Source organism: Arthrobacter sp. B2I5 (assembly GCF_030816735.1).
Lineage (GTDB): Bacteria > Actinomycetota > Actinomycetes > Actinomycetales > Micrococcaceae > Arthrobacter.
Genome location: NZ_JAUSYF010000001.1, coordinates 2,709,518 through 2,734,045, shown reverse-complemented (window position 1 = coordinate 2,734,045; position 24,528 = coordinate 2,709,518). Strand labels below are relative to the sequence as shown.

At 66.5% G+C, this 24,528-nt stretch carries 20 protein-coding genes, 1 tRNA gene and 1 pseudogene; 15 read left to right on the top strand and 7 right to left on the bottom strand.

What is annotated here, in order from left to right:
- Positions 1-56: 56 nt before the first annotated feature.
- The 6 genes and pseudogenes from QFZ60_RS12840 (at position 57) to QFZ60_RS12815 (ending at position 5,572) form a co-directional block, all read left to right on the top strand.
- Entirely contained in the window at positions 57-1,265 is a 1,209-nt protein-coding gene (locus QFZ60_RS12840; protein ID WP_307090842.1) for a pseudouridine synthase, read from the top strand.
- A gap of 3 nt (positions 1,266-1,268) precedes the next feature.
- The gene (locus QFZ60_RS12835) at positions 1,269-2,378 is read left to right on the top strand and encodes a prephenate dehydrogenase (protein ID WP_307090840.1); all 1,110 of its coding nucleotides are present in this window, start codon (positions 1,269-1,271) and stop codon (positions 2,376-2,378) included.
- Positions 2,378-3,091 (top strand): (d)CMP kinase, encoded by a 714-nt coding sequence (gene cmk, locus QFZ60_RS12830; protein ID WP_307090838.1) that lies wholly within the window; start codon positions 2,378-2,380, stop codon positions 3,089-3,091. The genes QFZ60_RS12835 and cmk overlap by 1 nt, the downstream gene beginning before the upstream one ends.
- 31 nt (positions 3,092-3,122) lie before the next feature.
- Positions 3,123-3,801: pseudogene (locus QFZ60_RS12825) on the top strand (lysophospholipid acyltransferase family protein).
- A gap of 10 nt (positions 3,802-3,811) precedes the next feature.
- Positions 3,812-5,359, top strand: coding sequence for a ribosome biogenesis GTPase Der (gene der / locus QFZ60_RS12820; protein WP_142121234.1), 1,548 nt, complete (start codon positions 3,812-3,814; stop codon positions 5,357-5,359).
- A 136-nt stretch (positions 5,360-5,495) separates the two neighbouring features.
- Positions 5,496-5,572: transfer RNA gene (locus QFZ60_RS12815), tRNA-Pro, on the top strand.
- 82 nt (positions 5,573-5,654) lie between these two features.
- Here the strand turns inward: QFZ60_RS12815 and QFZ60_RS12810 are convergent.
- Positions 5,655-6,524, bottom strand: a complete 870-nt coding sequence (locus tag QFZ60_RS12810) for an Fpg/Nei family DNA glycosylase (protein ID WP_307090835.1) — start codon at positions 6,522-6,524, stop codon at positions 5,655-5,657.
- 168 nt (positions 6,525-6,692) lie between these two features.
- On the opposite strand from QFZ60_RS12810, the gene gcvH reads away from it, so the two are divergent.
- From gcvH to QFZ60_RS12785, 5 genes are all read left to right on the top strand, one after another.
- Positions 6,693-7,079: a glycine cleavage system protein GcvH gene (gene gcvH, locus QFZ60_RS12805; protein ID WP_018763524.1), complete on the top strand. Its 387-nt coding sequence runs from the start codon at positions 6,693-6,695 to the stop codon at positions 7,077-7,079.
- A gap of 155 nt (positions 7,080-7,234) precedes the next feature.
- On the top strand, positions 7,235-7,711 hold the full coding sequence (locus tag QFZ60_RS12800; protein WP_142121243.1) for an FHA domain-containing protein: 477 nt from the start codon (positions 7,235-7,237) through the stop codon (positions 7,709-7,711).
- 23 nt (positions 7,712-7,734) lie between these two features.
- A complete protein-coding gene (locus tag QFZ60_RS12795) occupies positions 7,735-8,451 on the top strand; it encodes a MerR family transcriptional regulator (RefSeq protein ID WP_018763526.1) in 717 nt (238 codons plus the stop codon).
- The gene (locus QFZ60_RS12790; protein ID WP_056331728.1) at positions 8,451-8,954 is read left to right on the top strand and encodes a bifunctional nuclease family protein; all 504 of its coding nucleotides are present in this window, start codon (positions 8,451-8,453) and stop codon (positions 8,952-8,954) included. Before QFZ60_RS12795 ends, QFZ60_RS12790 begins: the two co-directional genes overlap by 1 nt.
- 232 nt (positions 8,955-9,186) lie before the next feature.
- Positions 9,187-9,780: a MerR family transcriptional regulator gene (locus tag QFZ60_RS12785; RefSeq protein ID WP_018763528.1), complete on the top strand. Its 594-nt coding sequence runs from the start codon at positions 9,187-9,189 to the stop codon at positions 9,778-9,780.
- Between the two features lie 70 nt (positions 9,781-9,850).
- Here the strand turns inward: QFZ60_RS12785 and QFZ60_RS12780 are convergent, their stop codons facing one another.
- Positions 9,851-10,669: a ParA family protein gene (locus QFZ60_RS12780; protein WP_142121245.1), complete on the bottom strand. Its 819-nt coding sequence runs from the start codon at positions 10,667-10,669 to the stop codon at positions 9,851-9,853.
- 302 nt (positions 10,670-10,971) lie between these two features.
- Between QFZ60_RS12780 and QFZ60_RS12775 the strand changes: the two genes are divergently transcribed.
- Positions 10,972-14,370 carry a pyruvate carboxylase gene (locus QFZ60_RS12775; RefSeq protein ID WP_307090831.1) on the top strand — a complete coding sequence of 1,133 codons (3,399 nt, stop codon included), beginning with the start codon at positions 10,972-10,974 and terminating at the stop codon, positions 14,368-14,370.
- A gap of 243 nt (positions 14,371-14,613) precedes the next feature.
- Here QFZ60_RS12775 and QFZ60_RS12770 read toward each other — a convergent pair whose 3' ends face one another.
- Complete coding sequence (locus QFZ60_RS12770; RefSeq protein WP_307090829.1) at positions 14,614-16,422, bottom strand: long-chain fatty acid--CoA ligase; 1,809 nt, start codon at positions 16,420-16,422, stop codon at positions 14,614-14,616.
- Between the two features lie 173 nt (positions 16,423-16,595).
- Here QFZ60_RS12770 and QFZ60_RS12765 point away from each other — a divergent pair, with 173 nt between their 5' ends.
- The gene (locus QFZ60_RS12765) at positions 16,596-17,684 is read left to right on the top strand and encodes an ROK family glucokinase (protein ID WP_235008878.1); all 1,089 of its coding nucleotides are present in this window, start codon (positions 16,596-16,598) and stop codon (positions 17,682-17,684) included.
- A gap of 28 nt (positions 17,685-17,712) precedes the next feature.
- On the opposite strand, the gene QFZ60_RS12760 is transcribed toward QFZ60_RS12765, so the two are convergent.
- The 3 genes from QFZ60_RS12760 to QFZ60_RS12750 are packed head-to-tail and all read right to left on the bottom strand — an operon-like array spanning position 17,713 to position 19,845.
- Positions 17,713-18,276, bottom strand: a complete 564-nt coding sequence (locus QFZ60_RS12760; RefSeq protein ID WP_307090827.1) for a hypothetical protein — start codon at positions 18,274-18,276, stop codon at positions 17,713-17,715.
- The gene (locus QFZ60_RS12755; protein ID WP_307090826.1) at positions 18,263-19,060 is read right to left on the bottom strand and encodes a carboxylesterase; all 798 of its coding nucleotides are present in this window, start codon (positions 19,058-19,060) and stop codon (positions 18,263-18,265) included. Before QFZ60_RS12755 ends, QFZ60_RS12760 begins: the two co-directional genes overlap by 14 nt.
- Positions 19,057-19,845: a carboxylesterase gene (locus QFZ60_RS12750; protein ID WP_307090824.1), complete on the bottom strand. Its 789-nt coding sequence runs from the start codon at positions 19,843-19,845 to the stop codon at positions 19,057-19,059. The genes QFZ60_RS12755 and QFZ60_RS12750 overlap by 4 nt, the downstream gene beginning before the upstream one ends.
- A gap of 111 nt (positions 19,846-19,956) precedes the next feature.
- Here QFZ60_RS12750 and QFZ60_RS12745 point away from each other — a divergent pair, with 111 nt between their 5' ends.
- Both QFZ60_RS12745 and QFZ60_RS12740 read left to right on the top strand, forming a co-directional pair.
- Positions 19,957-20,796, top strand: coding sequence for a 1-acyl-sn-glycerol-3-phosphate acyltransferase (locus tag QFZ60_RS12745; protein ID WP_307090822.1), 840 nt, complete (start codon positions 19,957-19,959; stop codon positions 20,794-20,796).
- Between the two features lie 98 nt (positions 20,797-20,894).
- Positions 20,895-22,286, top strand: coding sequence for a class II 3-deoxy-7-phosphoheptulonate synthase (locus QFZ60_RS12740; protein ID WP_142121258.1), 1,392 nt, complete (start codon positions 20,895-20,897; stop codon positions 22,284-22,286).
- Between the two features lie 69 nt (positions 22,287-22,355).
- Here QFZ60_RS12740 and pknB read toward each other — a convergent pair whose 3' ends face one another.
- The gene (gene pknB / locus QFZ60_RS12735; protein WP_307090820.1) at positions 22,356-24,446 is read right to left on the bottom strand and encodes a Stk1 family PASTA domain-containing Ser/Thr kinase; all 2,091 of its coding nucleotides are present in this window, start codon (positions 24,444-24,446) and stop codon (positions 22,356-22,358) included.
- Positions 24,447-24,528 lie beyond the last annotated feature (82 nt).

The following is a 24,528-nucleotide window of genomic DNA, read 5'->3' as shown; positions in this document are numbered from 1 at the left end:
TGGCTAGGGTTGTCCTTGGACATCTTTGCCGGCCAAAACACATTGAAGGACGGGTCATGACACAGGCGGGACGCCAGGGTTCACCACGTAACGGTTCGGGACGCGGCGGGAACGAACGCAGCAATTCCCAGCAGCGCAGCACACAGGGCGGCGGCTTCAGCGGAGGCTCCCGCGGCGGAGCAGGCAAGCGAGGCGCCGGCTTTGGCGGGGACCGGCCGCACCGAAGCCCCAAGCCGCGCGAGGAACGCTTCATTGACCCCGACCTCGCGGGGGACCAGCAGGGACGTCCGGCTGAGGGTGCCCGTGGCGCCAAGCCGTCGTCGCGGAAGCCCGCTGCCCGCAAGCCCGGCGCCAAGAAGGCTCCCGGAACTCCCGGCGCCCTCAAGCCCAAGCCGCGTACCGGCACTCCCGGGGCAGCAGCTTCGCGTGCCTTTGGCAGCGAACGCTTCGGCCAGAACCTGGGTCCGGTCCGCAAGCCCGGCCGGAAGAAGGGTCCCCGCGGGAACGTTCCGCAGTCGGAACTCCACGATGCCGACGGCGTGCGCCTCCAGAAGGTCATGGCGTCAGCAGGAGTGGCGTCCCGGCGCGTCTGTGAAGAGATGATCGCCGAGGGCCGCGTTGAGGTGGACGGCCAGGTGGTCACGGAACTCGGCATGCGCGTCGATCCCAAGACCGCCGTCATCCACGTTGACGGCCTGCGGATCCAGCTGGACGAGAACCTGGTCTACATGGTGTTCAACAAGCCCAAGGGCGTGGTGTCCACGATGGAGGACCCCGAGGGCCGGCCCTGCATCAGCGACTTCCTGAAGAGCAACAAGAACACCGGCGAACGCCTCTTCCACGTGGGCAGGCTCGACGTCGCCACCGAAGGCCTGCTGTTGCTAACCAACGACGGCGAACTCGCCAACAGGCTGACCCACCCGTCCTACGAGGTGCCCAAGACCTACCTGGTGCAGGTGCGCGGGCCGTTCCCGCAGGGTGTGGGCGCCCAGCTGAAGTCCGGCGTGGAACTGGAGGATGGCTTCGCGAACGTCGACTCCTTCCGCCTGGTGGACTCCACCCCGGGCCACGTTCTGATCGAGGTTGTGCTCCACTCGGGCAAGAACCGGATCGTCCGCCGCCTCTTCGATGCCGTCGGTTTCCCGGTGCAGCGGCTGGTCCGCGTCAAGGTGGGCCCCATCGGCCTCGGTGACCAGCGCCAGGGCAGCATCCGCAACCTGGGCAAGCAGGAAGTCGGCCACCTGCTGGCATCCGTAGGACTCTGACGCATGTCGGCGTTCAAAAGCCAGGGCCGTGGCCACCTGGATGGCCCGGTAGTGGTGATTGGCACCGGACTGCTGGGCACCAGCATCGGGCTGGGCCTGCGCGGCCGTGGTGTACCGGTATTCCTGTCCGACCCCTCGCCCACCAACCAGGCGGTGGCGGTGGATATCGGTGCCGGGCGTCCCTTGGCGGACCTCGGGGACGCCAAGCCCCAGCTTGTGGTGGTCGCCGCTCCGCCGGACGTTACGGCCGACGTCGTGTACAAGGCGCTCGCTGATTACCCAGCCGCCGTCGTGGTGGACATTGCCAGCGTCAAGGCGGACATCCTGGCCCGGCTGCGCAGCCTCGGCGCCGACCTCAGGCGCTACGTGGGCACCCACCCCATGGCCGGGCGGGAAAAGTCCGGTCCGGTAGCCGCGCGCGGCGAGCTGTTTACGTCCATGCCATGGGTGATCTGCCCGTCGGAGGAGACCTCCGGCGCTGCCCTTCAGGTGGCACGGTCGCTCGCCTCGGACCTGGGGGCAGTGGTCTCGCAGTTCACGGCGGACGACCATGATGAGGCGGTGGCCCTGGTGTCGCACCTGCCCCAGGTCATGTCCTCCCTGCTGGCCAGCCGTCTCCAGGGAACCCCGCTGCATGCCCTGTCCCTGGCCGGCAACGGCCTGCGCGACGTCACCAGGATCGCCGCGAGCGACCCCACCCTGTGGGTGCAGATCCTGGGCGGGAATGCGGCCAAAGTCGTGGAGATCCTGTACGGCGTCCGTGAGGACCTGAACCGTCTCATTGGGACCTTGGAGCAGCCCTCGGCGCCGGGAGCCCGGCTGGACCTGGCGCAGCTGATCAGTGAGGGCAACGCCGGGCAGGCCCGGATTCCCGGCAAGCACGGCGGCCCGCCGCAGGCATATTCCTGGCTCACCGTCCTGGTGGATGACAAGCCCGGCCAGATCGCGCAGCTGCTCACCGAAATTGGTGAAATCGGTGTGAACGTCGAAGATCTTCGGCTGGACCATTCCTCAGGACAGAACGTTGGCATGGTGGAATTGTCTGTGTTGCCGAACAAGCACGACCACCTGATCGAAGCTCTCAACGACCGCGGATGGCGGGTACTTCAGTAATGACACAGGAACTCCTCGAAACCATGCGCGCGTTGCGCATCGGCCGGCCGCTGGTGGTCGCCATCGACGGACCGTCAGGTTCCGGTAAATCCAGCGTGAGCAAGGAGGTTGCCCGCAGGCTGCGGCTGGCCTACCTGGACACCGGAGCGATGTACCGCGCCCTCACCTGGTACTGCGTATCCCAGGGTATCGACCTTGACGACGGTGCGGCCGTGGAACAGGCCTCCCGGGACTTCGTGCTGGAATTAAGCACCAGCCCGCAGGAGGAATACGTCCGGGTGGGCGGCGTGGACGTCACCGACGCCATCCGTGAACCGGAAATTTCCTCCGCGGTCAGCTCCGTGGCCACCACCCTTGGTGCCCGGACCGAACTCATCCGCCGTCAGCGGGACCTCATCGAAAAGCACCACCGCCGGATGGTGGTGGAAGGCAGGGACATTACCACCGTCGTCGCGCCCGGAGCCGAGGTGCGCATGCTCCTCACCGCAAGCGAGGAAGCCCGCCTTCGCCGGCGGGGCATGCAGCTGGGCGGGACGCAGAACGCCGAGCAGCTGGCAGCCCAGGTGACCCACCGGGATGCGAAGGACTCAACCGTGGTGAACTTCACCCAGGCCGCTTCCGGGGTGGTGACGCTGGACTCCTCGGACCTGGACTTCGAGCAGACCGTCAACGCCGCGCTGGTAATCGTCACCAAGGTGCTCAACCGTGACTGACGCCGGCGTGGCCCTGCCGTCCGGCCTGACCATGGCGTGGAGCAGGCCGGTGGGCTGGATCCTGGACCACTTGGTCTACCGGACCACCGTGACGGGCAGGAGCAACGTTCCCACCGGCGGGCCGGTAATCTTCGCCGCCAACCACATCAGCTTCCTGGACGGGCCGGTTATGTTCGGCGCGGCACCGCGGCCCATGCACATCCTGGTGAAACAGGAGATGTTCAAGGGTTTCCTGGGCCGGGTGCTTACCGCCTCCGGGCAGCTTCCGGTGGACCGGCGGGGGGACCGGGCTGCGCTGCAGCGCTGCAAGGACATGCTCGACGCCGGACGCTGCGTTGGGATTCTTCCCGAAGGGACGCGGGGGAGCGGCTCAGCGGCGGACATCAACGGCGGCGTGGCCTGGCTGGCATTGAACTCCGGTGCCCCCGTTGTTCCGGTCGCCATCCTGGGCACCCGGCAGGGCAATGAGCACCTGGACTTCGTTCCGCGGCCCGGGCGGCGCTTCCACGTCAGCTTCGGCTCAGCCCTTACCCTGGCCCGCCGGGCCGGCGAAAGCGGGCGTGCTTCAATGGACAGGGCGGCGCAGGACATCCGTGCAGCGCTGGCAGGGCACGTCCAGGACACCATCCAACTCAGCGGGCAGCCACTGCCCTTCGCTGACCATAACGACTTGACAGCAGTAGCCGGGGACGCCGGCAGATGACCACTAAGGACAGTGCAATGAGCGACACCACCCAGACTTCCGGGCATTCCGGCGCCGACGACGAATACACCCCCGCAGGCACCGACCAGGTTGCCGAACGGCTGGCGGCAATTGGCGACGACGAAGCGGAGCTGCGTGCCGCCTCGCTCCGGGCCGGCCTCGAGGACTACGAGCTTGACGAAGACGATGCCGCACTGCTGAGCGGGGAATACGGCGACGAAGACGTTGACGGGCCGGTCAAGCTTGATCCCGTCCTGGCGATCATCGGGCGGCCGAACGTGGGGAAGTCCACCTTGGTGAACCGCATCCTGGGCCGCCGCGAGGCAGTGGTGGAGGACACCCCGGGCGTCACCCGCGACCGTGTCATGTACTCGGCCAACTGGAACGGCCGCAACTTCACCCTGGTGGACACCGGTGGGTGGGAACACGACGCCCGGGGCATCCACGCCCGGGTTGCCGAGCAGGCCGAGATGGCCGTGGAACTCGCCGACGCCGTGCTTTTCGTAGTGGACTCCGCCGTTGGCGCCACTGCCACGGATGAAGGCGTCATGAAGATGCTGCGCCGCAGCAAGAAGCCGGTCATCATGGTGGCCAACAAGGTGGACGACTTTGCCCAGGAGGCTGACAGCGCTGCCCTGTGGGGCCTCGGCTTCGGCGAGCCCTACCCGGTCTCGGCCCTTCACGGACGCGGTGTGGCCGACCTCCTGGACCACGTCATGGAGGTGCTGCCGGAGTTCTCCACCATTGAGGGAACCGACCGTTCCGGCGGCCCCCGCCGCATTGCCCTTATTGGCCGGCCCAACGTGGGGAAGTCCTCGCTGCTGAACAAGCTTGCGGGATCCGAACGGGTAGTGGTGGACAACACCGCCGGAACCACCCGCGACCCGGTGGACGAATTCATCGAACTCGGCGGCCGCACCTGGCGGTTCGTGGATACCGCCGGCATCCGCCGCCGCCAGCACATGGCCCAGGGTGCTGACTTCTACGCCTCACTCCGGACGCAGTCCGCTCTCGAAAAGGCGGAGGTCGCCGTCGTACTCCTCGCCGTGGACGAGGTCCTCAGCGAACAGGACGTCCGCATCCTGCAGCTGGCCATCGAGTCCGGCCGCGCGCTGGTCCTGGCCTTCAATAAATGGGACCTGCTGGACGACGAGCGCCGCCGTTACCTGGAGCGCGAAATCGAGCAGGACCTGGCGCACGTCGAATGGGCGCCGCGGGTCAACATTTCGGCGAAGACCGGCTGGCACAAGGACCGCCTGGTTCCGGCCCTGGACCTTGCCCTGGAGAACTGGGACAAGCGCATCGCCACCGGCCGCCTCAACGCCTTCCTGGGTGAGCTCGTGGCTGCGCACCCCCACCCGGTCCGCGGCGGCAAGCAGCCACGCATCCTGTTCGGCACCCAGGCCTCCAGCCGGCCGCCCAAGTTCGTGCTGTTCACCACGGGCTTCCTGGACCCGGGGTACCGCCGGTTCATTACCCGCCGCCTGCGCGAGACCTTCGGATTCGAAGGCACCCCGATTGAGGTCAGCATGCGCGTCCGGGAAAAGCGTGGCCGCAAGCGTTAATTGCGACACACCTGGGGCTGATCGCCGGAAAGTGTCACAGGCACCCCTCCGGATCGTGTAAGCTCTTCTAGGTGGTTCGGCCGGACTGCTGATGAAAATCCTCGGGTTTGAGTTCAGCGGAGAACGGCGGAACCAGCGGGCTGTAGCGCAGCTTGGTAGCGCACTTGACTGGGGGTCAAGGGGTCGCAGGTTCAAATCCTGTCAGCCCGACCACAAAGCGGAAAGCGCCGGAGAATTTTCTCCGGCGCTTTCCGCTTTTTTGGCATTTCTTCCGTTGGCTTCCTGCCCGGCCTTCCTACTTCAGGAATTTGGACGTTCTCCGGTCCGCCAGGATCTTGCCTTTTGTCTGGCAGGTAGGGCAGTACTGCAGGGCAGTGTCCGCGAACGAGACTTCCCGGACCGTGTCGCCGCAGACGGGGCAGGGCTGGCCAGTCCGGGCGTGAACCCGCATGTGGCTGCGCTTGACGTCCTTGAGGTCCTTGGGCGGCTTGCCGGCTGCCTCCGCCAGCGCTTCGCCCAGCACGGAGTGGATGGCGTCGTACAGCACCTGCACCGTCTCCCGGTCCAGGGATTTTGCGATGGCGAACGGCGAGACCCGGGCGGCGTGCAGGATCTCGTCACTGTAGGCATTGCCAATGCCGGCGATGACGCTCTGGCTGCGCAGGAGTCCCTTGACCTGCTGGGAACTGCCGGCGAGGATCTCACCCAGCATGTCGGCGTCGAACGCTTCAGTGAACGGATCCGGACCCAGGGCGGCGATGCCGGGGACCTCCTGGGGGTCGCGCACAACATAGACGGCGAGGCTCTTCTTGGTGCCCGCTTCCGTCAAATCCAGGCCACGCGGCCCGTCCGGACCGGAGAAGGCAGCGCGGACGGCGATCAGGCCCTTGCCCATCCGGAGCTGGCTGCCGGCGGGGGAGTCCGTGAAGCGCACCCAGCCCGCGCGTGCCAGGTGGAACACCAGGGAAATGCCGTCCGTGTCGATGCTGATGAACTTTCCGAACCGGCGGACGCCGGACACGGTACGGCCTTCGACGGCGTTGAAGGGCGGGTCGGCGGTCTTGAGCACTGCGAAGGAGACGATCTGCAGTTTGGACACCATGCAGCCCCGCAGCTGTTCATCAAGGAACGCGGCCAGGCCGGCGACTTCAGGCAGTTCCGGCATGGGCTACCTGTCCTGTCCCCGGGATGCCGCACCAGTGCTTGCACTCATGGCTCCCATCTTGTCAGAAAGGCCCGTGCCGGCCCCGGCAGTTGTGCCTATACTTTCAGCGGCGGCCCCTTTTGCGGGCCCCTTTTGACATTTGGCGCGTACCCCGATGAAAGGCCTCCCATGAGCAACATTCCCGAAGACCTGTCCTACACCGCCGAACACGAGTGGGTCACTGCCCCCAATGCCGACGGCGTGGTCCGCGTGGGAATCACCGACTTTGCCCAGGACGCCCTCGGAGATGTGGTTTACGCCCAGATGCCCGAAGTCGGCACGAAGATTACGGCAAACGAAGTAGTCGGTGAGGTTGAGTCCACCAAGAGCGTGAGCGACATCTACGCACCTGTTTCCGGCGAAGTGGTGGCCCGGAACGACTCCCTGGACAGCGATTCGGCGCTCATCAACACCGATCCGTACGGCGACGGCTGGCTCATCGAGGTCAAACTCGCCGAACCTGACGCCGTTGAGTCCCTGCTCAGTGCATCGGAGTACGAACAACAGGTAGGCTAAAGCTAACCGGTATTTCCGGTCCGGCCCCGCGCCGCAGGCAAAGCGTCTTCGCACGTCAGCCCCCGGATCGGGTGCCGGTGCCGGACCTGCTGGCAGGGCCGGAGTGCAAACGTTGGTTGCGGGTTGATGCCCGCAACGTCAAAGAGGAGGAATCCATGGCTGGCCACAGACACAACCCTGCCGATGGGGATTACGGCACGGGTGCGGCTAAGGCGTCGGAGACCACCTCGATCCATCTCACCCCCGTCACCGATGAACCCACCATCGCGCCCAGGCTGTCCTTTGACGAGCGCAACTCGGTGGAAGCCCTTCCTGCCGGTTCGGCGCTGCTTGTTGCCCACAGCGGCCCGAATGCCGGTGCCCGGTTCCTGCTGGATTCAGACGTGACCACCGCTGGCCGGCACCCGGACGCGGACATCTTCCTGGACGACGTCACGGTTTCGCGCCGCCACGTCGAATTCCGGCGCACGGCGCGCAGCTTCGAAGTAGTGGACAAGAACAGCCTCAACGGCACCTACGTCAACCATGACCGGGTGGACCGTGTGGAGTTGAAGTCAGGCAGCGAAGTCCAGATCGGCAAGTTCCGCCTCACCTTCTACCTGAGCCCTGCCACGGCTGCAGGCCGCAGCTGAACCGGGGACCGCTGCCTGTGGCAATGGCACAACCGGAACGCCGGGGCCCCCAGGTCCTGAACATTGGCGAAGTCCTCGCCCAGTTGAGCGCTGACTTTCCGGGCATGACGGCGTCGAAGATCCGGTTCCTTGAGGAAAAGGGACTGATCAACCCCCGGCGCACCCCAGCCGGCTACCGCCAGTATTCCGACGGCGACGTGGAGCGGCTGCGCTTCGTGCTGGCCCTGCAGCGGGACCAGTACCTGCCCCTGAAAGTCATCAAGGACTACCTTGATGCCATCGACAGGGGGGAGCGGCCGGAGAACCTGCCGCCCGGCGTCGTGGTTTCCCCGCGTATTGTCTCTGACGAGCTGGCCGCCGAGCTGCAGAACCGGGGCAGGAAACTGAGCGAGGAACAGCTGCGCACCGAATCCGGCGCCAGCGTTCCCCTGCTGCAGTCACTGCTAAGCTTCGGCCTCATCAGCCACAGCAACGGCCAGTTCGACGAACACGCCCTCCAGGTTGCCCGCGCCTGCGTCCAGCTGGAAAGCCACGGGCTGGAACCCCGGCACCTGCGGCCCTTCCAGGCAGCAGCCGAACGTGAATTCGGCCTGGTGGAACGCGCTGTGGCACCGCTTGCTTCCCGCAAGGACTCTGCATCACAGGCGCGCGCGGCCGAGGCCGCCCGCGAGATCAGCGACCTCTGCCTCACCCTGCACCGGGCCCTGGTGCAGGACCACATCTCACGCATGGACATCTGATGATCGAAGTCGAGATTGTAGGCGTTCGCATCGAACTGCCTTCCAACCAGCCGCTGGTCCTGCTCAAGGAGATGCACGGCGAACGCCACGTCCCCATTTGGATCGGCACCCCGGAAGCCAGCGCCATTGCCCTTGCCCAGCAGGGCGTAGTGCCGCCCCGGCCCATGACGCACGATCTCCTGGTGGACGTCGTGGAGTCGCTGGGCCACTCGGTGGTCAGTGTCAACATCGTTGCGGTGGAGGACAACATCTTCTACGGGCAGCTGCAGTTCGAGAACGGAACCACCGTAAGCTCCCGGGCTTCGGACGCGCTTGCGGTGGCGCTGCGCGCAAAGTGCCGGATCTGGTGCGCCGATTCCGTCATGGATGAGGCCGGAGTCCGCATTACCGAGCACGATGAGGGCGAGGACGCGGAGCCGGGCCCCACCGTGGATGAGGAACGCGAGCTGCGCCGATTCCGCGAGTTCCTCGATGACGTGGAACCCGAGGATTTCGACGGCTGAGGTCACGTTAAGGTTAAAGTTAAGCCTGAAAGTTTCGACACGCCTCTTCCAAGCCCCTGGGGTCTTTGACCTCGGGACCCGCCGGGCCTAACGTCGAAGTATCAAGTTCCCTTGCTTACGGCAGCCGCGCAAGTCACACTGGAAAGTGCGCCCCGCGGAAAAATTACACGCATGGTCTTCATGCCAAGGCTGCCGTATCAGTTCCCGGGAGCGTACGACAAGGAGGATCCAGGTGAGTCCCAAAGGCGAAGCAGGCGGGCTGAAACAGCCCACGGCTGGTGTTGCTGTGCCCGTGAGCGGTGCCCAGGGCCTCCTGTTCACCGAGGACCTGCCCGTACTGGACGAGGACGCCGGCTACCGCGGTCCCACTGCCTGCAAGGCAGCAGGCATCACCTACCGCCAGCTTGACTACTGGGCCCGTACAGGGCTGGTTGAGCCTGCAGTCCGCGGTGCTGCAGGATCCGGCTCCCAGCGGCTGTACGGATTCCGCGACATCCTGGTGCTCAAGGTGGTCAAGCGGCTCCTGGACACCGGCGTATCCCTCCAGCAGATCCGCACGGCCGTTGAACACCTGCGGGAACGGGGCGTCGAGGACCTGGCCCAGATCACGCTCATGAGCGACGGCGCCAGTGTCTACGAGTGCACGTCCGCCGACGAAGTCATTGACCTCGTCCAGGGCGGCCAGGGCGTCTTCGGCATTGCGGTGGGCCGCGTCTGGCGCGAAGTGGAAGGCAGCCTTGCTTCCCTCCCCAGCGAGCATGCCGCAGAACAGTCCTTTCCGGACGACGAATTGAGCAAGCGGCGGGCCGCGCGGAAGATCAGCTGAGCCGCACAGATACCTTAAACAAACAGGTCCGCCCTCCAGCCGGAGGGCGGACCTGTTTGTTCTGCGCGTGTCAGCGGGTGCGGCTGCGCAGGCCCTTGCCGGCTGCCATGAGATTGGACAGCAGTTCGTCGAACAGTCCGGCCGCGGACTTCGCCGAATCCCCGGGCCAGTGGTGGACGGGGTGGGCGGCGCCCTGGATCTGCTGCCAGTTGGCCTGTTCGGGAATGCGCGGGCTCAGCAGGAGTTCGCCGAACATGGATTCCATCTCTGCCAGGCGGTAGGTGTGCTCGGAGGAGCCGCTGCGGACGCGGTTGGCCACGATGCCTGCCGGTGACAGATTGGGTGCGAACTCCTGCTTGAACAGCTGGATGGCGCGCATGGTGCGTTCCGTGCCGGCAACTGAGAACAGGCCGGGCTCCGCGACAAGGGCAACCTTGTCGCTGGAAGCCCACGCCATGCGCGTCAGGCCGTTCAGCGACGGCGGGCAATCAATGAGGACCAGCTGGTATCCGTCGGCGCCGGCGAGCACGGCGGAAAGCCGGCGGAGGTCGCGGCGGCCAAGGTCCGGCCGGTCATAGATACCGGTGTAGGCAGATCCGACGGCGACATCCAGCACGGCCGGCCCGGCACCGTTTGATGGGGCGCGGTCAGCCCAGCTGCTGCGCACCACATTCTCGGCCAGTTTCGCCCTGCGCGGGCTCTTCAGCATCCTGCCGATATCCAGGTGGTCGCCCGGCTGTACGCCGAGGGCCGTGGTGGCGTCGGCGTGCGGATCCAGGTCCACCACCAGCGTGGGTACTCCGGCGGCCAGCGCCGCAGACGCCAATCCTGTGGTGACGGAAGTCTTGCCGACTCCACCCTTAAGGCTGCTGATGCTGACTACTTGCACTTGAGAGACCAAAACCTAACGCCGGATGCCGTGTTGGGAGTAATGTTTGCCTCGGCAGAGCCGAAGCCGGACGGTCCTGCCGCCCTACTCATCATATGTTGATGCGTCGGCGAATCCTGCTTTACCGGGCGTCGGCATGGCACCGACTGTGCTGCCGGGGCGGTTTCCGCCAGCCAGGCTGAAAGCGATCGGGACATGACGGGAAAATCTGTGACTGTTGCCACAAAGATTTGTGTTTGTCCTTGTAGGTCCTAGACACTGTGACCACTCATCAGTCCACCCCGCAATGATGCAGGAGAAGCATGTTTTCCAAAATTCTGGTGGCCAACCGCGGTGAAATCGCGATCAGGGCCTTCCGCGCCGGCTACGAGCTTGGCGCCAAGACCGTTGCCGTTTTTCCCCAAGAGGACCGAAACTCGATCCACCGCCAGAAAGCGGACGAGGCGTACCTGATTGGCGAGGAAGGCCACCCCGTCCGGGCCTACCTCGACGTGGCGGAGGTGGTGCGGGTTGCCAAGGAATCCGGAGCGGACGCTATCTACCCGGGCTACGGTTTCCTCTCGGAAAACCCCGAACTGGCACGGGCAGCAAAGGAAGCCGGAATCACCTTCGTGGGTCCGCCCGCCGAGGTGCTGGAGCTTGCAGGCAACAAGGTCGCCGCCCTGAAAGCGGCCCGCGAAGCGGGTGTGCCGGTCCTGAAGTCCAGCGAGCCGTCCAAGGACCTGGACGAGCTCCTGGCTGCCGCCGATGAGATCGGATTCCCCATCTTCGCCAAGGCTGTGGCAGGCGGCGGCGGCCGCGGCATGCGGCGGGTGGATACCCGCGAAGCCCTCCCCGAAGCCCTCAAGTCAGCCATGCGTGAAGCGGATGCGGCGTTCGGTGACCCCACCATGTTCCTGGAGCAGGCGGTCCTGCGCCCGCGGCACATCGAAGTGCAGATTCTCGCGGACGCCGAGGGCGACGTCATGCACCTTTTCGAGCGTGACTGTTCCATCCAGCGGCGGCACCAGAAAGTCATTGAGATCGCTCCGGCCCCCAACCTGGACGAGGGCATCCGCCAGGCCCTTTACCGCGATGCGGTGAAGTTCGCCAAGGCGCTCAACTACGTCAACGCCGGCACCGTCGAGTTCCTGGTGGACACTGAGGGCGAGCGGGCAGGCCAGCACGTGTTCATCGAAATGAACCCGCGCATCCAGGTGGAGCACACGGTCACCGAGGAAGTCACGGACGTGGACCTGGTCCAGGCCCAGATGCGGATCGCCTCCGGCGAGACCCTCGCCGACCTTGGCCTCTCCCAGGACTCCGTCAAGCTGCGCGGCGCAGCCCTGCAGAGCCGCATCACCACGGAAGACCCGGCCAACGGCTTCCGGCCCGACGTCGGCAAGATCACCGGCTACCGCTCGGCAGGCGGGGCGGGTGTGCGGCTGGACGGCGGCACGGTCTACTCCGGTGCCGAAATCAGCCCGCACTTCGACTCGATGCTGGTCAAGCTCACCTGCCGCGGCAGGGACTACCCGGCCGCCGTGGCCCGTGCCCGCCGCGCCCTGGCCGAATTCCGCATCCGCGGCGTCTCCACGAACATCCCCTTCCTCCAGGCCGTCCTGGATGATCCGGACTTCATCGCCGGGGACGTGGCCACCAACTTCATTGACCAGCGCCCTGAACTGCTCAAGGCGCGCGTCTCGGCCGACCGCGGCACCAAGCTCCTCACCTGGTTGGCCGACGTCACCGTCAACAAGCCCAACGGCGAACTGACAGTGCACTCCAACCCCGCCCACAAGCTGCCCGACGTCAAAGGCAAGCAGCCGGCACCGGGTTCACGCCAGAAACTCCTTGAGCTCGGCCCGGAAGGCTTCGCCAGGGCGCTGCGTGAACAGACCGCCGTCGCCGTCACCGACACCACCTTCCGTGATGCGCACCAGTCCCTGCTGGCCACCCGTGTCCGCACGCGGGACCTGGTTGCCGCGGGACCGGCCGTCACGGCCCTGCTTCCGCAGCTGCTGTCCGTGGAGGCCTGGGGCGGGGCAACCTATGACGTGGCCCTGCGCTTCCTGGGGGAGGACCCCTGGGACCGGCTTGCCGCCCTCCGCGCGGCCATGCCCAACGTCTGCATCCAGATGCTGCTGCGCGGCCGGAACACCGTTGGCTACACGCCGTACCCTGAAGAGGTCACCGAGGCGTTCGTCAACGAGGCCGCAGCCACTGGCATCGACATCTTCCGTATCTTCGACGCCCTGAACGATGTAAGCCAGATGGCACCGGCCATCCGAGCCGTCCGGGCCACCGGCACCGCCGTCGCCGAGGTGGCGCTTTGCTACACCGGGGACATGCTGGACCCGGAGGAGAAGCTCTACACACTGGACTACTACCTGGGGCTGGCGCAGAAGATCGTCGACGCCGGCGCCCACATCCTGGCCATCAAGGACATGGCCGGCCTGCTGCGGCCTGCAGCTGCCGCCAAACTGGTCGGAGCCCTCCGCGACCGGTTCGACCTGCCGGTCCACCTGCACACCCACGACACTGCGGGCGGCCAGCTGGCCACGCTCCTGGCAGCCGTCGACGCTGGTGTGGACGCCGTCGATGTTGCCTCGGCGTCCCTGGCCGGCACCACCAGCCAGCCCTCGGCGTCGGCCCTTGTTGCCGCCCTGGCCCACACTCCGCGGGACACGGGCCTCAGCCTGGACGCCGTCAGCTCCCTCGAGCCGTACTGGGAGGCCGTACGCCGCGTCTACGCGCCGTTCGAGTCCGGCCTGCCCGGCCCCACCGGCCGCGTGTACAAGCACGAGATCCCGGGCGGCCAGCTGTCCAACCTGCGCCAGCAGGCCATGGCCCTGGGCCTGGGGGAGCGCTTCGAAGCCATCGAGGACATGTACACCGCGGCCGACCGCATCCTGGGCCACCTGGTCAAGGTGACGCCGTCCTCCAAGGTGGTGGGCGACCTCGCCCTGCACCTGGTGGGCCTCAACGCCGATCCCGCAGATTTTGAGGCGAACCCGCAGAACTACGACATCCCGGACTCCGTGATCGGGTTCCTGTCCGGCGAGCTCGGTGATCCTCCGGGAGGCTGGCCGGAGCCCTTCCGCACCAAGGCCCTCCAGGGCCGGAGCGTGAAGGTCCGCGATGTGGAACTCAGCGCCGAGGACAGCGCCGCGCTGAAGTCCGATTCGAAGACCCGCCAGCACACGCTGAACCGGCTGCTCTTCGACGGGCCCACCAAGGACTACCTGAAGAGCGTGGAGACGTACGGGAACATCTCCGTGCTGGATACCCGTGATTACCTCTACGGTCTGCAGCGCGGCCAGGAGCACGAGATCCAGCTGGAGAAGGGCGTGCGCCTGATCGCGTCCCTCGAAGCGGTGTCCGAGTCTGATGAGAAGGGCATGCGCACCGTCATGTGCACCCTCAACGGCCAGTCCCGGCCGGTCATGGTGCGCGACCGTTCCGTCGTGAGCAACGTCAAGGCCGCCGAGAAAGCCGATCCCGCCCAGCCCGGCCACGTGGCCGCGCCGTTCGCCGGCGCCGTCACCGTCACGGTCAAGCCCGGCGACGAGGTGAAGGCCGGCGACACGGTGGCCACCATCGAGGCAATGAAGATGGAAGCATCGATTACGACGCCGGTGGGCGGCAAGGTCTCCCGCCTCGCCATCTCCTCGGTGGAGCAGGTCCAGGGCGGCGATCTGCTGCTGGTCATCGAACAGTAAGTCGAGGCCGCACGCCAGCGCCACGAAGAGGGCCGCTCCCCAAAGTATGGGGAGCGGCCCTCTTCCGTTCCACGAAACCAAGGTCGAGTGACTGGCCGGCCTGGTGTGGAAGCCCGGCACAGGCGGGCCGCGGTCCGGCAGCGTGCGTAAAAGGGGCCCCGCGCCCCTGCTCGCCGCGAAGCGGCCTTAGCAGGGCGTGGGGAATAGCACGCAGAGGATCGGGGTCCGCCGGTCCCAGAGGGTTCAGGAACGCGGGGCCGAGTACATTTCCTCGATGACGGTTTCAAAGTCCTTCATCACCTGGGCCCTTTTCACCTTCATGGACGGGGTCAGGTGCCCGGAGGCCTCGGTGAAGTCTGCCGGGACGATGCGGAAGGACTTAATGGCCTCGGCCTGGGAAACCGATGTGTTTGCCGCCGTGACCAGGTCCTGCACCGCTGCCTTGACCACCGGATTCCCGGCAGCCTGCTCCAAGGTGGTATCGGCTGGAAGTCCGTGGCGCTGGAGCCAGCCCGGGAGGGCTTCCTGGTCGAGGGTCACCAGGGCCCCGATGAACGGCCTGTTGTCGCCAACAACCAGGACCTGCGACACGAGTGCGTCGGCACGGATCTGGTCCTCAAGCAACGCGGGGATGACATTCTTGCCGCCGGCGGTGACGATGATTTCCTTCTTGCGGCCCGTGATCCAGACAAAGCCATCGTCGTCCACCCTGCCGATGTCACCGGTGTGGAACCAGCCATCGGTGAACGCCTCAGCCGTGAGGTCTTCCCGCCGGTAGTAGCCCCGCATGACGCAGACTCCCTTGGCGAGGATCTCGCCGTCGTCGGCAATCTTCACGGCGTTCCCCGGCAGGGGCTTGCCCACTGAGCCGATCTTGATCCTTGACGGGGTGTTGACCGTGATGGGTGCCGTGGTTTCGGTGAGGCCGTACCCCTCCAGCACCTGCAGTCCGATGCCCTGGAAGAAGTGTCCCAGCCGCTCGCCGAGGGGGCCGCCGCCGGACACAGCGTGGGCAACGTGCCCGCCCATGGCGGCGCGCAGCTTGCCGTACACCAGTTTGTCGAAGAGGGCGTGCCGGAGCTTCAGTCCCAGCCCCACCCGTCCATCCTGGCGGGCTTTGGAAAACGCGATGGCAGTTTCGGTGGCGCGGTGGAAAATGGCGCCCTTGCCGCCGTCCTCTGCCTTGGTCAACGCTGAGTTGTAGACCTTTTCGAAGACCCTGGGCACCGCCAGGATGAAGGTCGGCTCGTAGCTTTGCAGGTCTGCCAGGAGGTTCTTGATGTCGGGGGTGTGGGCCACGGTGGTTCCGGCGGCCATGGCCAGCACCGAGATAAAGCGGGCAAACACGTGCGCCAACGGGAGGAACATGATGGTCTTGGCGTTCTCGTGGACAATGTCGCCGATAATGGCCAGTGCGTTGTCCGAGAGTTCAACGAAGTTTCCATGCGTGAGCTCACAGCCCTTGGGACGTCCGGTAGTTCCGGACGTGTAAATGATTGTGGCAACGTCATGGAGGCCGGCTGCACTTCTGCGTGACTCTAATTCTTCGTCACTGACGTCGCGGCCTGCCTCGCGGAGGCTGTCCAGGCCGTGGCCCTCGAGCTGCCACACATGCTGCACCGCCGTAAGTCCTTCGGCTGTGACGGCCTGGCGGATGACGTTCTCGTGGTGGGCGGACTCGCCGAAGGCGGCCACCGCGCCCGAATCGCCCAGGTTCCAGGCGACCTGGGAAGGGGAGGAGGTTTCGTAAATGGGCACCGACACCGCCCCGGCGAACCAGATGGAGAAGTCCACGAGAGCCCACTCGTAACGGGTCCGGGACATGATGCCCACGCGGTCACCTGCACCGACTCCGCTGGCGATAAGCCCCTTGGCCAGTGCCTTCACGTCGGCAAGGAACTCGGTGGCAGGCACATCACGCCACGTGCCTGCGGCGTCCAGCCGGGAAAACAGTGCCGGGTTGCCGGGCTTGGCCGCCTGCCGCAACACCAGATCGGTGATGTTGGTTTCGGGTGGGACAACAACCAGGGGCGGAACACTGAATTCGCGCACTATAGCTCCTTTGATATCTGAAGTCCCGCGCAGGGGTTTGCCTAAAGACTAGTACCCCTGCCGGAACTGTGCAGTACACAAACCTACTGGTGAGTAACTTAGTCGTCAATGGGAGCGGCATGCGGGACGTATATTGTCAAGACAATCCTTCCGCCCGCCTAGAATGGTGCACTATGTACGGACCCTTGTCCGGCGATCAGGCCGGCCCCCTCAAAAGACCAGCGCCCTGGCGCCGCCGTCCCGCTTCGTACCGGGCCGGGCAGCTGCACGGCGGCGTCGGCGGACACCTTCGCCTTGGCCGCAAGGGACTTGCCATCGGGATCGACATCGGGGGAACGAAGGTGGCCGCCGGCGTGGTGGACGCCGAAGGCAGGATCCTCAATGAGGCACGGCGCTCCACCCCGGGAACGGATCCACGGGCAGTGGAGCAGGTCATCGTGGAACTGGTGGAGGAGCTGGGCCGGGGGCACCGTATCTGGTCAGTGGGCATCGGAGCTGCCGGGTGGATGGACCTGGCCGGTGGAACCGTGCTTTTCAGCCCCCACCTTGCCTGGCGCAATGAACCGCTGCGCGAGAACCTCCAGCGGCTCCTGCGCCGTCCGGTGCTGCTGACCAACGACGCCGATGCTGCGGCCTGGGCCGAGTGGCGCTTCGGCGCGGGGCAGGGGGAGGACCGGCTGGTTTGCATCACGCTGGGCACCGGCATCGGGGGCGCCATGGTGATGGACGGCAGGGTGGAACGCGGCCGGTTCGGCGTGGCAGGGGAGTTCGGCCACCAGATCATCGTGCCCGGCGGCCACCGGTGCGAGTGCGGCAACCGCGGATGCTGGGAACAGTACGCGTCCGGCAACGCCCTGGGCCGGGAAGCCAGGCTCCTCGCCCGGTCCAATTCGCCGATGGCGCAGGACCTGCTGGCAGCCGTGGGCGGACATCCCGACGCCATCACCGGAGCGGTCGTCACCGAACTGGCCCTGGCCGGAGATCCCGCGTCCCGGGAGCTGATCGAGGAAGTAGGCGAATGGCTGGGCCTGGGGCTGGCCAACCTGGCGGCCGCGCTGGACCCGGGCCTCTTCGTGATCGGTGGCGGCCTCTGCTCAGCCGGTGACCTGCTGGTGGAGCCGGCCCGCAAAGCGTTCGCCCGGAACCTGACGGGCCGCGGCTTCCGCCCGGCCGCAGGAATAGAGCTGGCCGCACTTGGCCCCAACGCTGGGCTCATCGGCGCCGCAGATCTGTCGCGGGTCAGCAGCCGCGTCCGCAATTGACGACGGCGGCAGGTCGGCGGGAAGGACGCTAAACCCTTGCGCCGTCGTCGTCCCCGTTCTTCTCCTCCGGCAGTTTCATGATCAGGTACACGGTTCCAAGCACGAACGCGGCAACAATGCCGACGATGGCCAGCAGGGGCGCCGCGCGCCAGAACATCACCGACAGCAGCAGTGCCACCGGTCCGCCCACCGCGCCAAGCCAGGCCAGCATGGTCAGGGGATCGGTGCCGGCCAGGCTGGGCGGCTCCTCCGGCACGAACTCCTCGCCGCCGTCGTCCACCTCATAGTCCCGCGGTCCCTCCGGGGATTCCTGCGCGGCATCCTGTCCGCCCGCTGCCGCCTGGCGCTGCGCCGCGGACAGTTCGGCGGGCGGTGCCCCCGCCAGGCCCAGGGGGTCGAAATCGCGGAAGGCGGACTGCGCCGGCTTTTCCGGTGCGGCGGGTTCCGTCTCCGCCGGCAACTGTTCCCCGGGTGCCGGGGAATCGGGGCGAAGGGCCACCGTGTCCGATTCGAGCCGTGCCACCAGGTCCAGCCACACGGCGTCGTCCTGGTTGGCGCCCTGGTCCGGCTGCTCGGAATCAGGCCTGTTCACTGCGGACCTCCCGTCCCGGTCCCGCCGGCCCGGACTCCAGCACGCGCCGGACAAAGTCCACCGACCCTTCAAAGATACGGTCGGCGTCATTATCGAGGGTGGCGACGTGGTAGCTGTTCTCCAGCCGGACCACTTCCAGGGGAGCGTTGGCCAGCCCGCGCCGCAGGACATCCATGCTGGCGTCGGACACCACGTGGTCCACAGTTGAGCGGTACACCTGGACAGGCGCTGTAACGCGGGGCAGGAGCCGGACGGTGTCCTTGAACATCTTGTTGAGCTCGTGGGCTGCGGCCACAGGGGTGCGGGCATACGCGCCCTCGTCCACCCCGGCTTTGAGGATGTCATTGCCGATGGACGGGGTGCTCTTCAGGACCAGCTTGAGGAGTCCGGCCAGCGATGCGCGGGGATCATCAATCACCAGGCCGGGATTAACCAGGAGCACCCCCGCGACGGGGCGGGTAGCGGCGAGTCGCAGGGCCAGCGCCCCGCCCATGCTCAGGCCTGCCGCGAAGACTTGGTCGCACTCGGCGTCCAGTTCAAGAAAAGCGTCGTCCAGGGCGCCGTGCCATTGCTGCCAGCGGGTCCGCGCAAGGTCCTGCCAGCTGGTCCCGTGGCCTGGCAACAGCGGCATCCGGACGGCGAATCCGGCCGCGGCGAATGCCATGGCCCAGGCGCGGAGGCCGTGGGGGCTTCCCGTGAAGCCATGGGAGAGGACAACGCCGGTGCGGGCCCCTTCGCCGCTGAAGGCGCTGCTGAAGGGGCTGTGGTCCGGGCCGGACGTCATGTCGTCTCCAAGCTGCTGGTTCGGCGGGCGTGGGCGGCGACGAAATCTGCCGACCCGGCGAAAATTGCGGGCGCGTCAACGTCCAGAGTAGCCACATGTCCGCTGCTGGCAAGGTCGATCACGTCTGTGAGGTTCCCGCCCAGCCCTCTGCGCAGCAGCGTCAGCGACGTAGGCGGAACAACGGCATCGGTGCGCGACTTGAAGACCTGCACGGGGGCGTCCACGCGGGGCAGTCCGCGCACTGCTGCTCCGAAGAGTTTCTTGAGCTCATGCACGGCAGCCAGCGGTGTCAGTGAATAGTCGCCGTCTTCAGTCGCTGGTGCCCCGGTCTGGTCCTCCTGGATCGGGACGGTGGTCCGCTGGAAGTACTTAAGGAGGCCGATGACCCGCACCCGTCGGTCATAAAAGCTCAGGCCCGGGTTGACCACGCTCACGCCTGCGACCGGGTGGCGGGACGCTGCCAGCAGCGCGATTGCGCCGCCCATGGACAGACCGGCGGTGAAGCAGGTGTCGGTCCGCCCTGCCAGCTCGAGGAATGACTCCTCGTAACTGCGGTACCAGTCCTTCCAGCCGGTCCGGGCAAGCTGGCGCCAGTCCGTGCCGTGGCCGGGCAGGAGGGGGACGGACACGGCATACCCAAGCTCCGCCAGGTGCTGCGCCCACGGCATGATGCTCAGCGGGCTGCCGGTGAATCCGTGGCAGATGGCCACTCCGGTGCGTGCATTGGCGCCGTGGCCTGGATAGCTGAAAGCGGCTGGACGGGACGGGGTGCTGCTTTCAGTCATGACTCCATCGTGTCACTGTTCCAGCCAAATCTCACTAGAGTAGGGTTGCATTGAATCGCTGGCCAGGCCCGATGCAGGGCCTGGGGGCTGCCTTCCGGAGAGGTTCACCACGTGTTCTATTGGGTCATGAAAAGGATCTTCCTCGGTCCGGTGATCAAGCTGCTGTTCCGGCCGTGGGTCAAGGGCCTGGACAACATTCCGGCGCAGGGGGCCGCCATCATCGCCTCCAACCACCTGTCGTTTTCCGACTCAATCTTCATGCCGCTCATGGTGCGGCGGCCCGTGGTCTTCCTGGCAAAGTCCGAATACTTCACGGGCACGGGAATCAAGGGCAGGCTGACGGCCGCGTTCTTCCGCCTCACCAACCAGCTGCCCATGGACCGGTCCGGAGGCGCTGCCTCCGCCGCATCCCTGAACGCCGGCATGGAAGTCCTCAATGCAGGCGGCCTGCTGGGCATCTACCCCGAGGGCACCCGCAGCCCCGACGCGCGCTTGTACCGGGGCAAAGTGGGCGTGGCCAGGCTGGCCCTGGAGGCCGGGGTCCCGGTGATTCCGGTTGCCATGATCGGCACCGACAAGGTCCAGCCCATCGGCAAGCGGCTGCCCAACATCCGCAGGATCGGGATGATCTTCGGTGAACCGCTGGACTTCAGCCAATACCGGGAGCAGGCGGAGGACAGGACAGTCCAGCGCCAGGTCACCGATGACATCATGACCCACCTGATGAAGCTGTCCGGGCAGGAATACGTGGACGAATACGCCGCCGTGGTGAAGCTCCGGCTCGCCGGCAAGCATGGAGAACCCGTGGCCGCTGCCGAGCCGCTGGCCGCCCCCGTGGCGTCCGAAGGCAGGTTTGTCCAGGACGCCGGGTCCGGCAGTCCGGCCGCCACGCACTCCGGTGCCGGGGACGGCGCCGTGGAGGACGACGCCGGCACGTCAGCGGCGGGCTAGCGGAACCTTCCGCAGGACGCGCCACGGTTGTGACGGCGACAGCGGGCAGCGTGACGGCCCGGTGCCCGGCGGTGCCGCCCTGCCGTTAGTCTTAGAGGGTGACTGAGCTATCTGCAAAACCCGCCTTTTCGCTGTCCAGCACCGCCCAGAGCGGAGCCGCCAACTATCCCGGACTGGACCACTGGCGGGACCTTCCCATCTCCCAGCAGCCCAGCTGGCAGGACCGGGATGTTTTCGAGGCGTCGGTAAAGGAACTGTCCGCCCTCCCGCCGCTGGTGTTCGCCGGCGAAGTGGACGTGCTGCGTGAGCGCCTGGCTGCTGCTGCCCAGGGCAAGGCGTTCCTGCTGCAGGGCGGTGACTGCGCTGAAACCTTCGAGGCCGCCACGGCTGACAAGATCAGCGCCCGGGTCAAGACCATCCTCCAGATGGCGGTGGTGCTCACCTACGGCGCAGCGATGCCCGTCATCAAGATGGGCCGGATGGCGGGCCAGTTCGCCAAGCCCCGTTCCTCCAATGACGAAACCCGTAACGGGGTTACCCTGCCCGCCTACCGCGGCGACATCGTCAACGGCTACGACTTCACCCCCGAGTCACGCGGGCACGATGCCTCCAGGATGCTGCGCGCCTACCACACCTCCGCGTCCACACTGAACCTGATCCGGGCCTTCACGCAGGGTGGTTTTGCGGATCTGCGTTCCGTGCACCAGTGGAACAAGGGCTTCACCGAAAACCCTGCCCACGCCCGCTACGAGTCGCTGGCGCGGGACATCGACCGGGCCATCAAGTTCATGGCGTCCTGCGGCGCCGATTTCGAAGCACTCAAGCGGGTGGAGTTCTTCGCAAGCCACGAGGCCCTGCTGCTCGATTACGAACGCGCGCTGACCCGCATCGACTCCCGCACCGGCTTCCCCTACGACACCTCAGCGCACTTCCTCTGGATCGGTGAGCGCACCCGCGAGCTGGACCACGCCCACGTCGATTTCCTGTCACGGGTGCGCAACCCCATCGGCGTCAAGCTCGGGCCGTCCACCACCGGTGATGACGCCCTCCGCCTCATCGACAAGCTGGACCCGGAGCGCGAACCCGGCCGGCTTACCTTCATCACCCGCATGGGTGCCGGAAACATCCGCGAAAAGCTGCCGGCCGTCGTCGAAAAGGTCACCGCTTCCGGCGCCCAGGTCCTCTGGGTCACAGACCCCATGCACGGCAACACCGTCACGTCCCCCAACGGTTACAAGACGCGCAATTTCGACGACGTCATTGACGAGGTGCGCGGCTTCTTCGAGGTGCACCACGGGCTGGGGACGGTGCCGGGCGGCCTGCACGTCGAGATGACCGGTGACGACGTGGCCGAGTGCCTTGGCGGCGCGGACCCGATCGACCAGGAGGCCTTCCTGGACCGCTATGAGTCGGTCTGCGACCCACGCCTGAACCACATGCAGTCGCTTGAGATGGCGTTCCTGGTGGCAGGCGCCCTGGCCAAGCACTAGAGAACGAGAGCAACCACCGGGAAAGGGTGGGCCGGCGGCGCCGGCCCACCCTTTCCTGCAGGCCGCGGGTTACACCACCGTGATGGTGATGACGGAGCCTTCCGGGACTTCCTTGTTCACCGGCGACTGGTCGCGGACCGTGCCGAAGAAGCCGCCCAGGATGTTGTTCACGCGGACCTCGAAGCCCAGGGCTTCCAGTGCCTTGCGGGCGTCGGTTGCCTGCCTGCCGATGTAGCTTGGCACCGCCACCATTTTGGGACCCTTGGAAATCGTCAGGGTAACAGTGCCGCCGCGGGTCAGTGTCCCGTTGGCAGGGGACTGGCTGACGACTGCGCCTGCCGGGATCTTCCGGTCGAATACTTTGTCCGGGGCGACGTCGGCCGAAAGCCCTGCTGCCTTGACCGCGGCCACGGCGTCATCCGCGGACTTCCCGACCACCGAGGGCACGGGGATGGGCTGGGGGCCCTTGGAAACGACAATCGCCACGGGCGTGCCGTGCCGGGCAGGGGTGCCGGCAGCAGGTTCCTGCGACAGCACAGTGCCCGCTGCTGCCTTGTCATCGAACTGTTCCGTGACAGTGCCCAATGCCATCTGGTCGGCGTTAAGGGAGTTCTTTGCCTCTGCCAGTGTTCCACCGGTGAGTTTGGGCAAGGGGAAGAGCTGCGGACCCTTTGAAACCAGCAGGGAGACGGGCTGGAACTTCCGGATTTCCGTCCCGGCAGCGGGATCTGTGCCTACCACCAGTCCTGTGGGCACCTGGTCGTCGAAAACGTCGCTCGTGGTGGACCGGAAGCCCACCCCGCCCAGCAGCTGCTGGGCCTGCGCCACCGTCTTGTTGGCCACGGCCGGTACGGCGGCAGCAGCCCCCGGGCCCATTCCGAAGAACCATCCGGCACCCGTGGCCAGGAGTGCAGCGATGATGAGGACCAGGACCCACAGGACACCACGGCGGCGGGGATTTCCTTCATGCAGCGTACGCGCCGGCGTGGCGGCGGCCAGGGCACGAAGCTTCTCGCCTTCCTTGTCCGCCCGGCGCTGGGCCCGCTTGCCCAGCCGCGGCGGCGGGGGAGACCATCCGCTGTCGGCATCGTCGTCGTCGGGCAATGCCAGCCCCGGACGCCGCCGGTAGCCTGCCTGGGCGGCAGGGCCCGCCGCTCCCGGCCGGACCGGTGCCTCCGGCCGCCGTCCGGGCGAATAGGCAGGCGCGGGCCGGGAAGGAGGCATCAGAGTCGTGGGGTTGTTGCCGCGGGCCAGGACCTCTGTTTGGTGTTGGGAAGCGGCGGCAGTGGAGGCAGGAGGCTGCAGGTCCAGTTCGGCATCAGTGAGGTTGGTCCGGATGTGGCGCAGTTCCTGCAGCAGCGCGTTGCCGTCCACGGGGCGTTTCTCCGGATCATTGGCAGTACACCACTGCACCAGTTCGTCCACTTCCCCGGCGAGCCCAGGCACCAGGGCCGATGGCGGGCCCACCGTTCCGTTGACGTGCTGGTAGGCCACCTGGATGGGCACTTCACCCTCGAACGGCTGCCTGCCGGTCAACATCTCGTACAGCATGATGCCCACGGAATAGACGTCGCTGCGTGCGTCCGCCGGCTTCCCAAGCACCAGTTCCGGCGAGATATAGGCAACGGTTCCGATCAGTGCCCCCGTGCTGGTTGAGCTTGTGACGGCACGCGCCAGGCCAAAGTCACCAATCTTAATTCTGCCGTCATCGGCGATCAGGACGTTTTCGGGCTTCACATCACGGTGGATGAAACCCGCGGCGTGTGCTGCACCCAGCCCCTCCACCACGGGATCGACCAGCGCCAGCGCCAGCCGGGGCGGCAGGGCACCCCTGTCCCTGATGACGTCCCTTAGCGTGTGGCCCTTGATGTACTCCATGACGAGGTAGGCGGTGGTGCCGTCGTTGCCCTGGTCCAGGACACCCACCACGTGCGGATGGGACAACCGGGCGGCAGCCTTCGCCTCCCGGCCCAGCCGGTCCAGGAAGTTTTCGTCAGCAGCGAGGTGGGGGTGCAACACCTTCAGCGCCACTTCGCGGTCCAGCCGTTGGTCTACGGCCAGGTAGACAGTGGACATTCCGCCGCGGGCAAGCCGGGAGGTGACTGCATAGCGGTTGTCCACCAGCGTTCCTGCAACTGGGTCTGACACGTGTTCCTGCACCTTACGATCCTAATCCCGCAGCAAAACGGCGTCCGACACGAAAACGGGTCCGAACCGGTAACGGTTCGGACCCGCGCTCAGG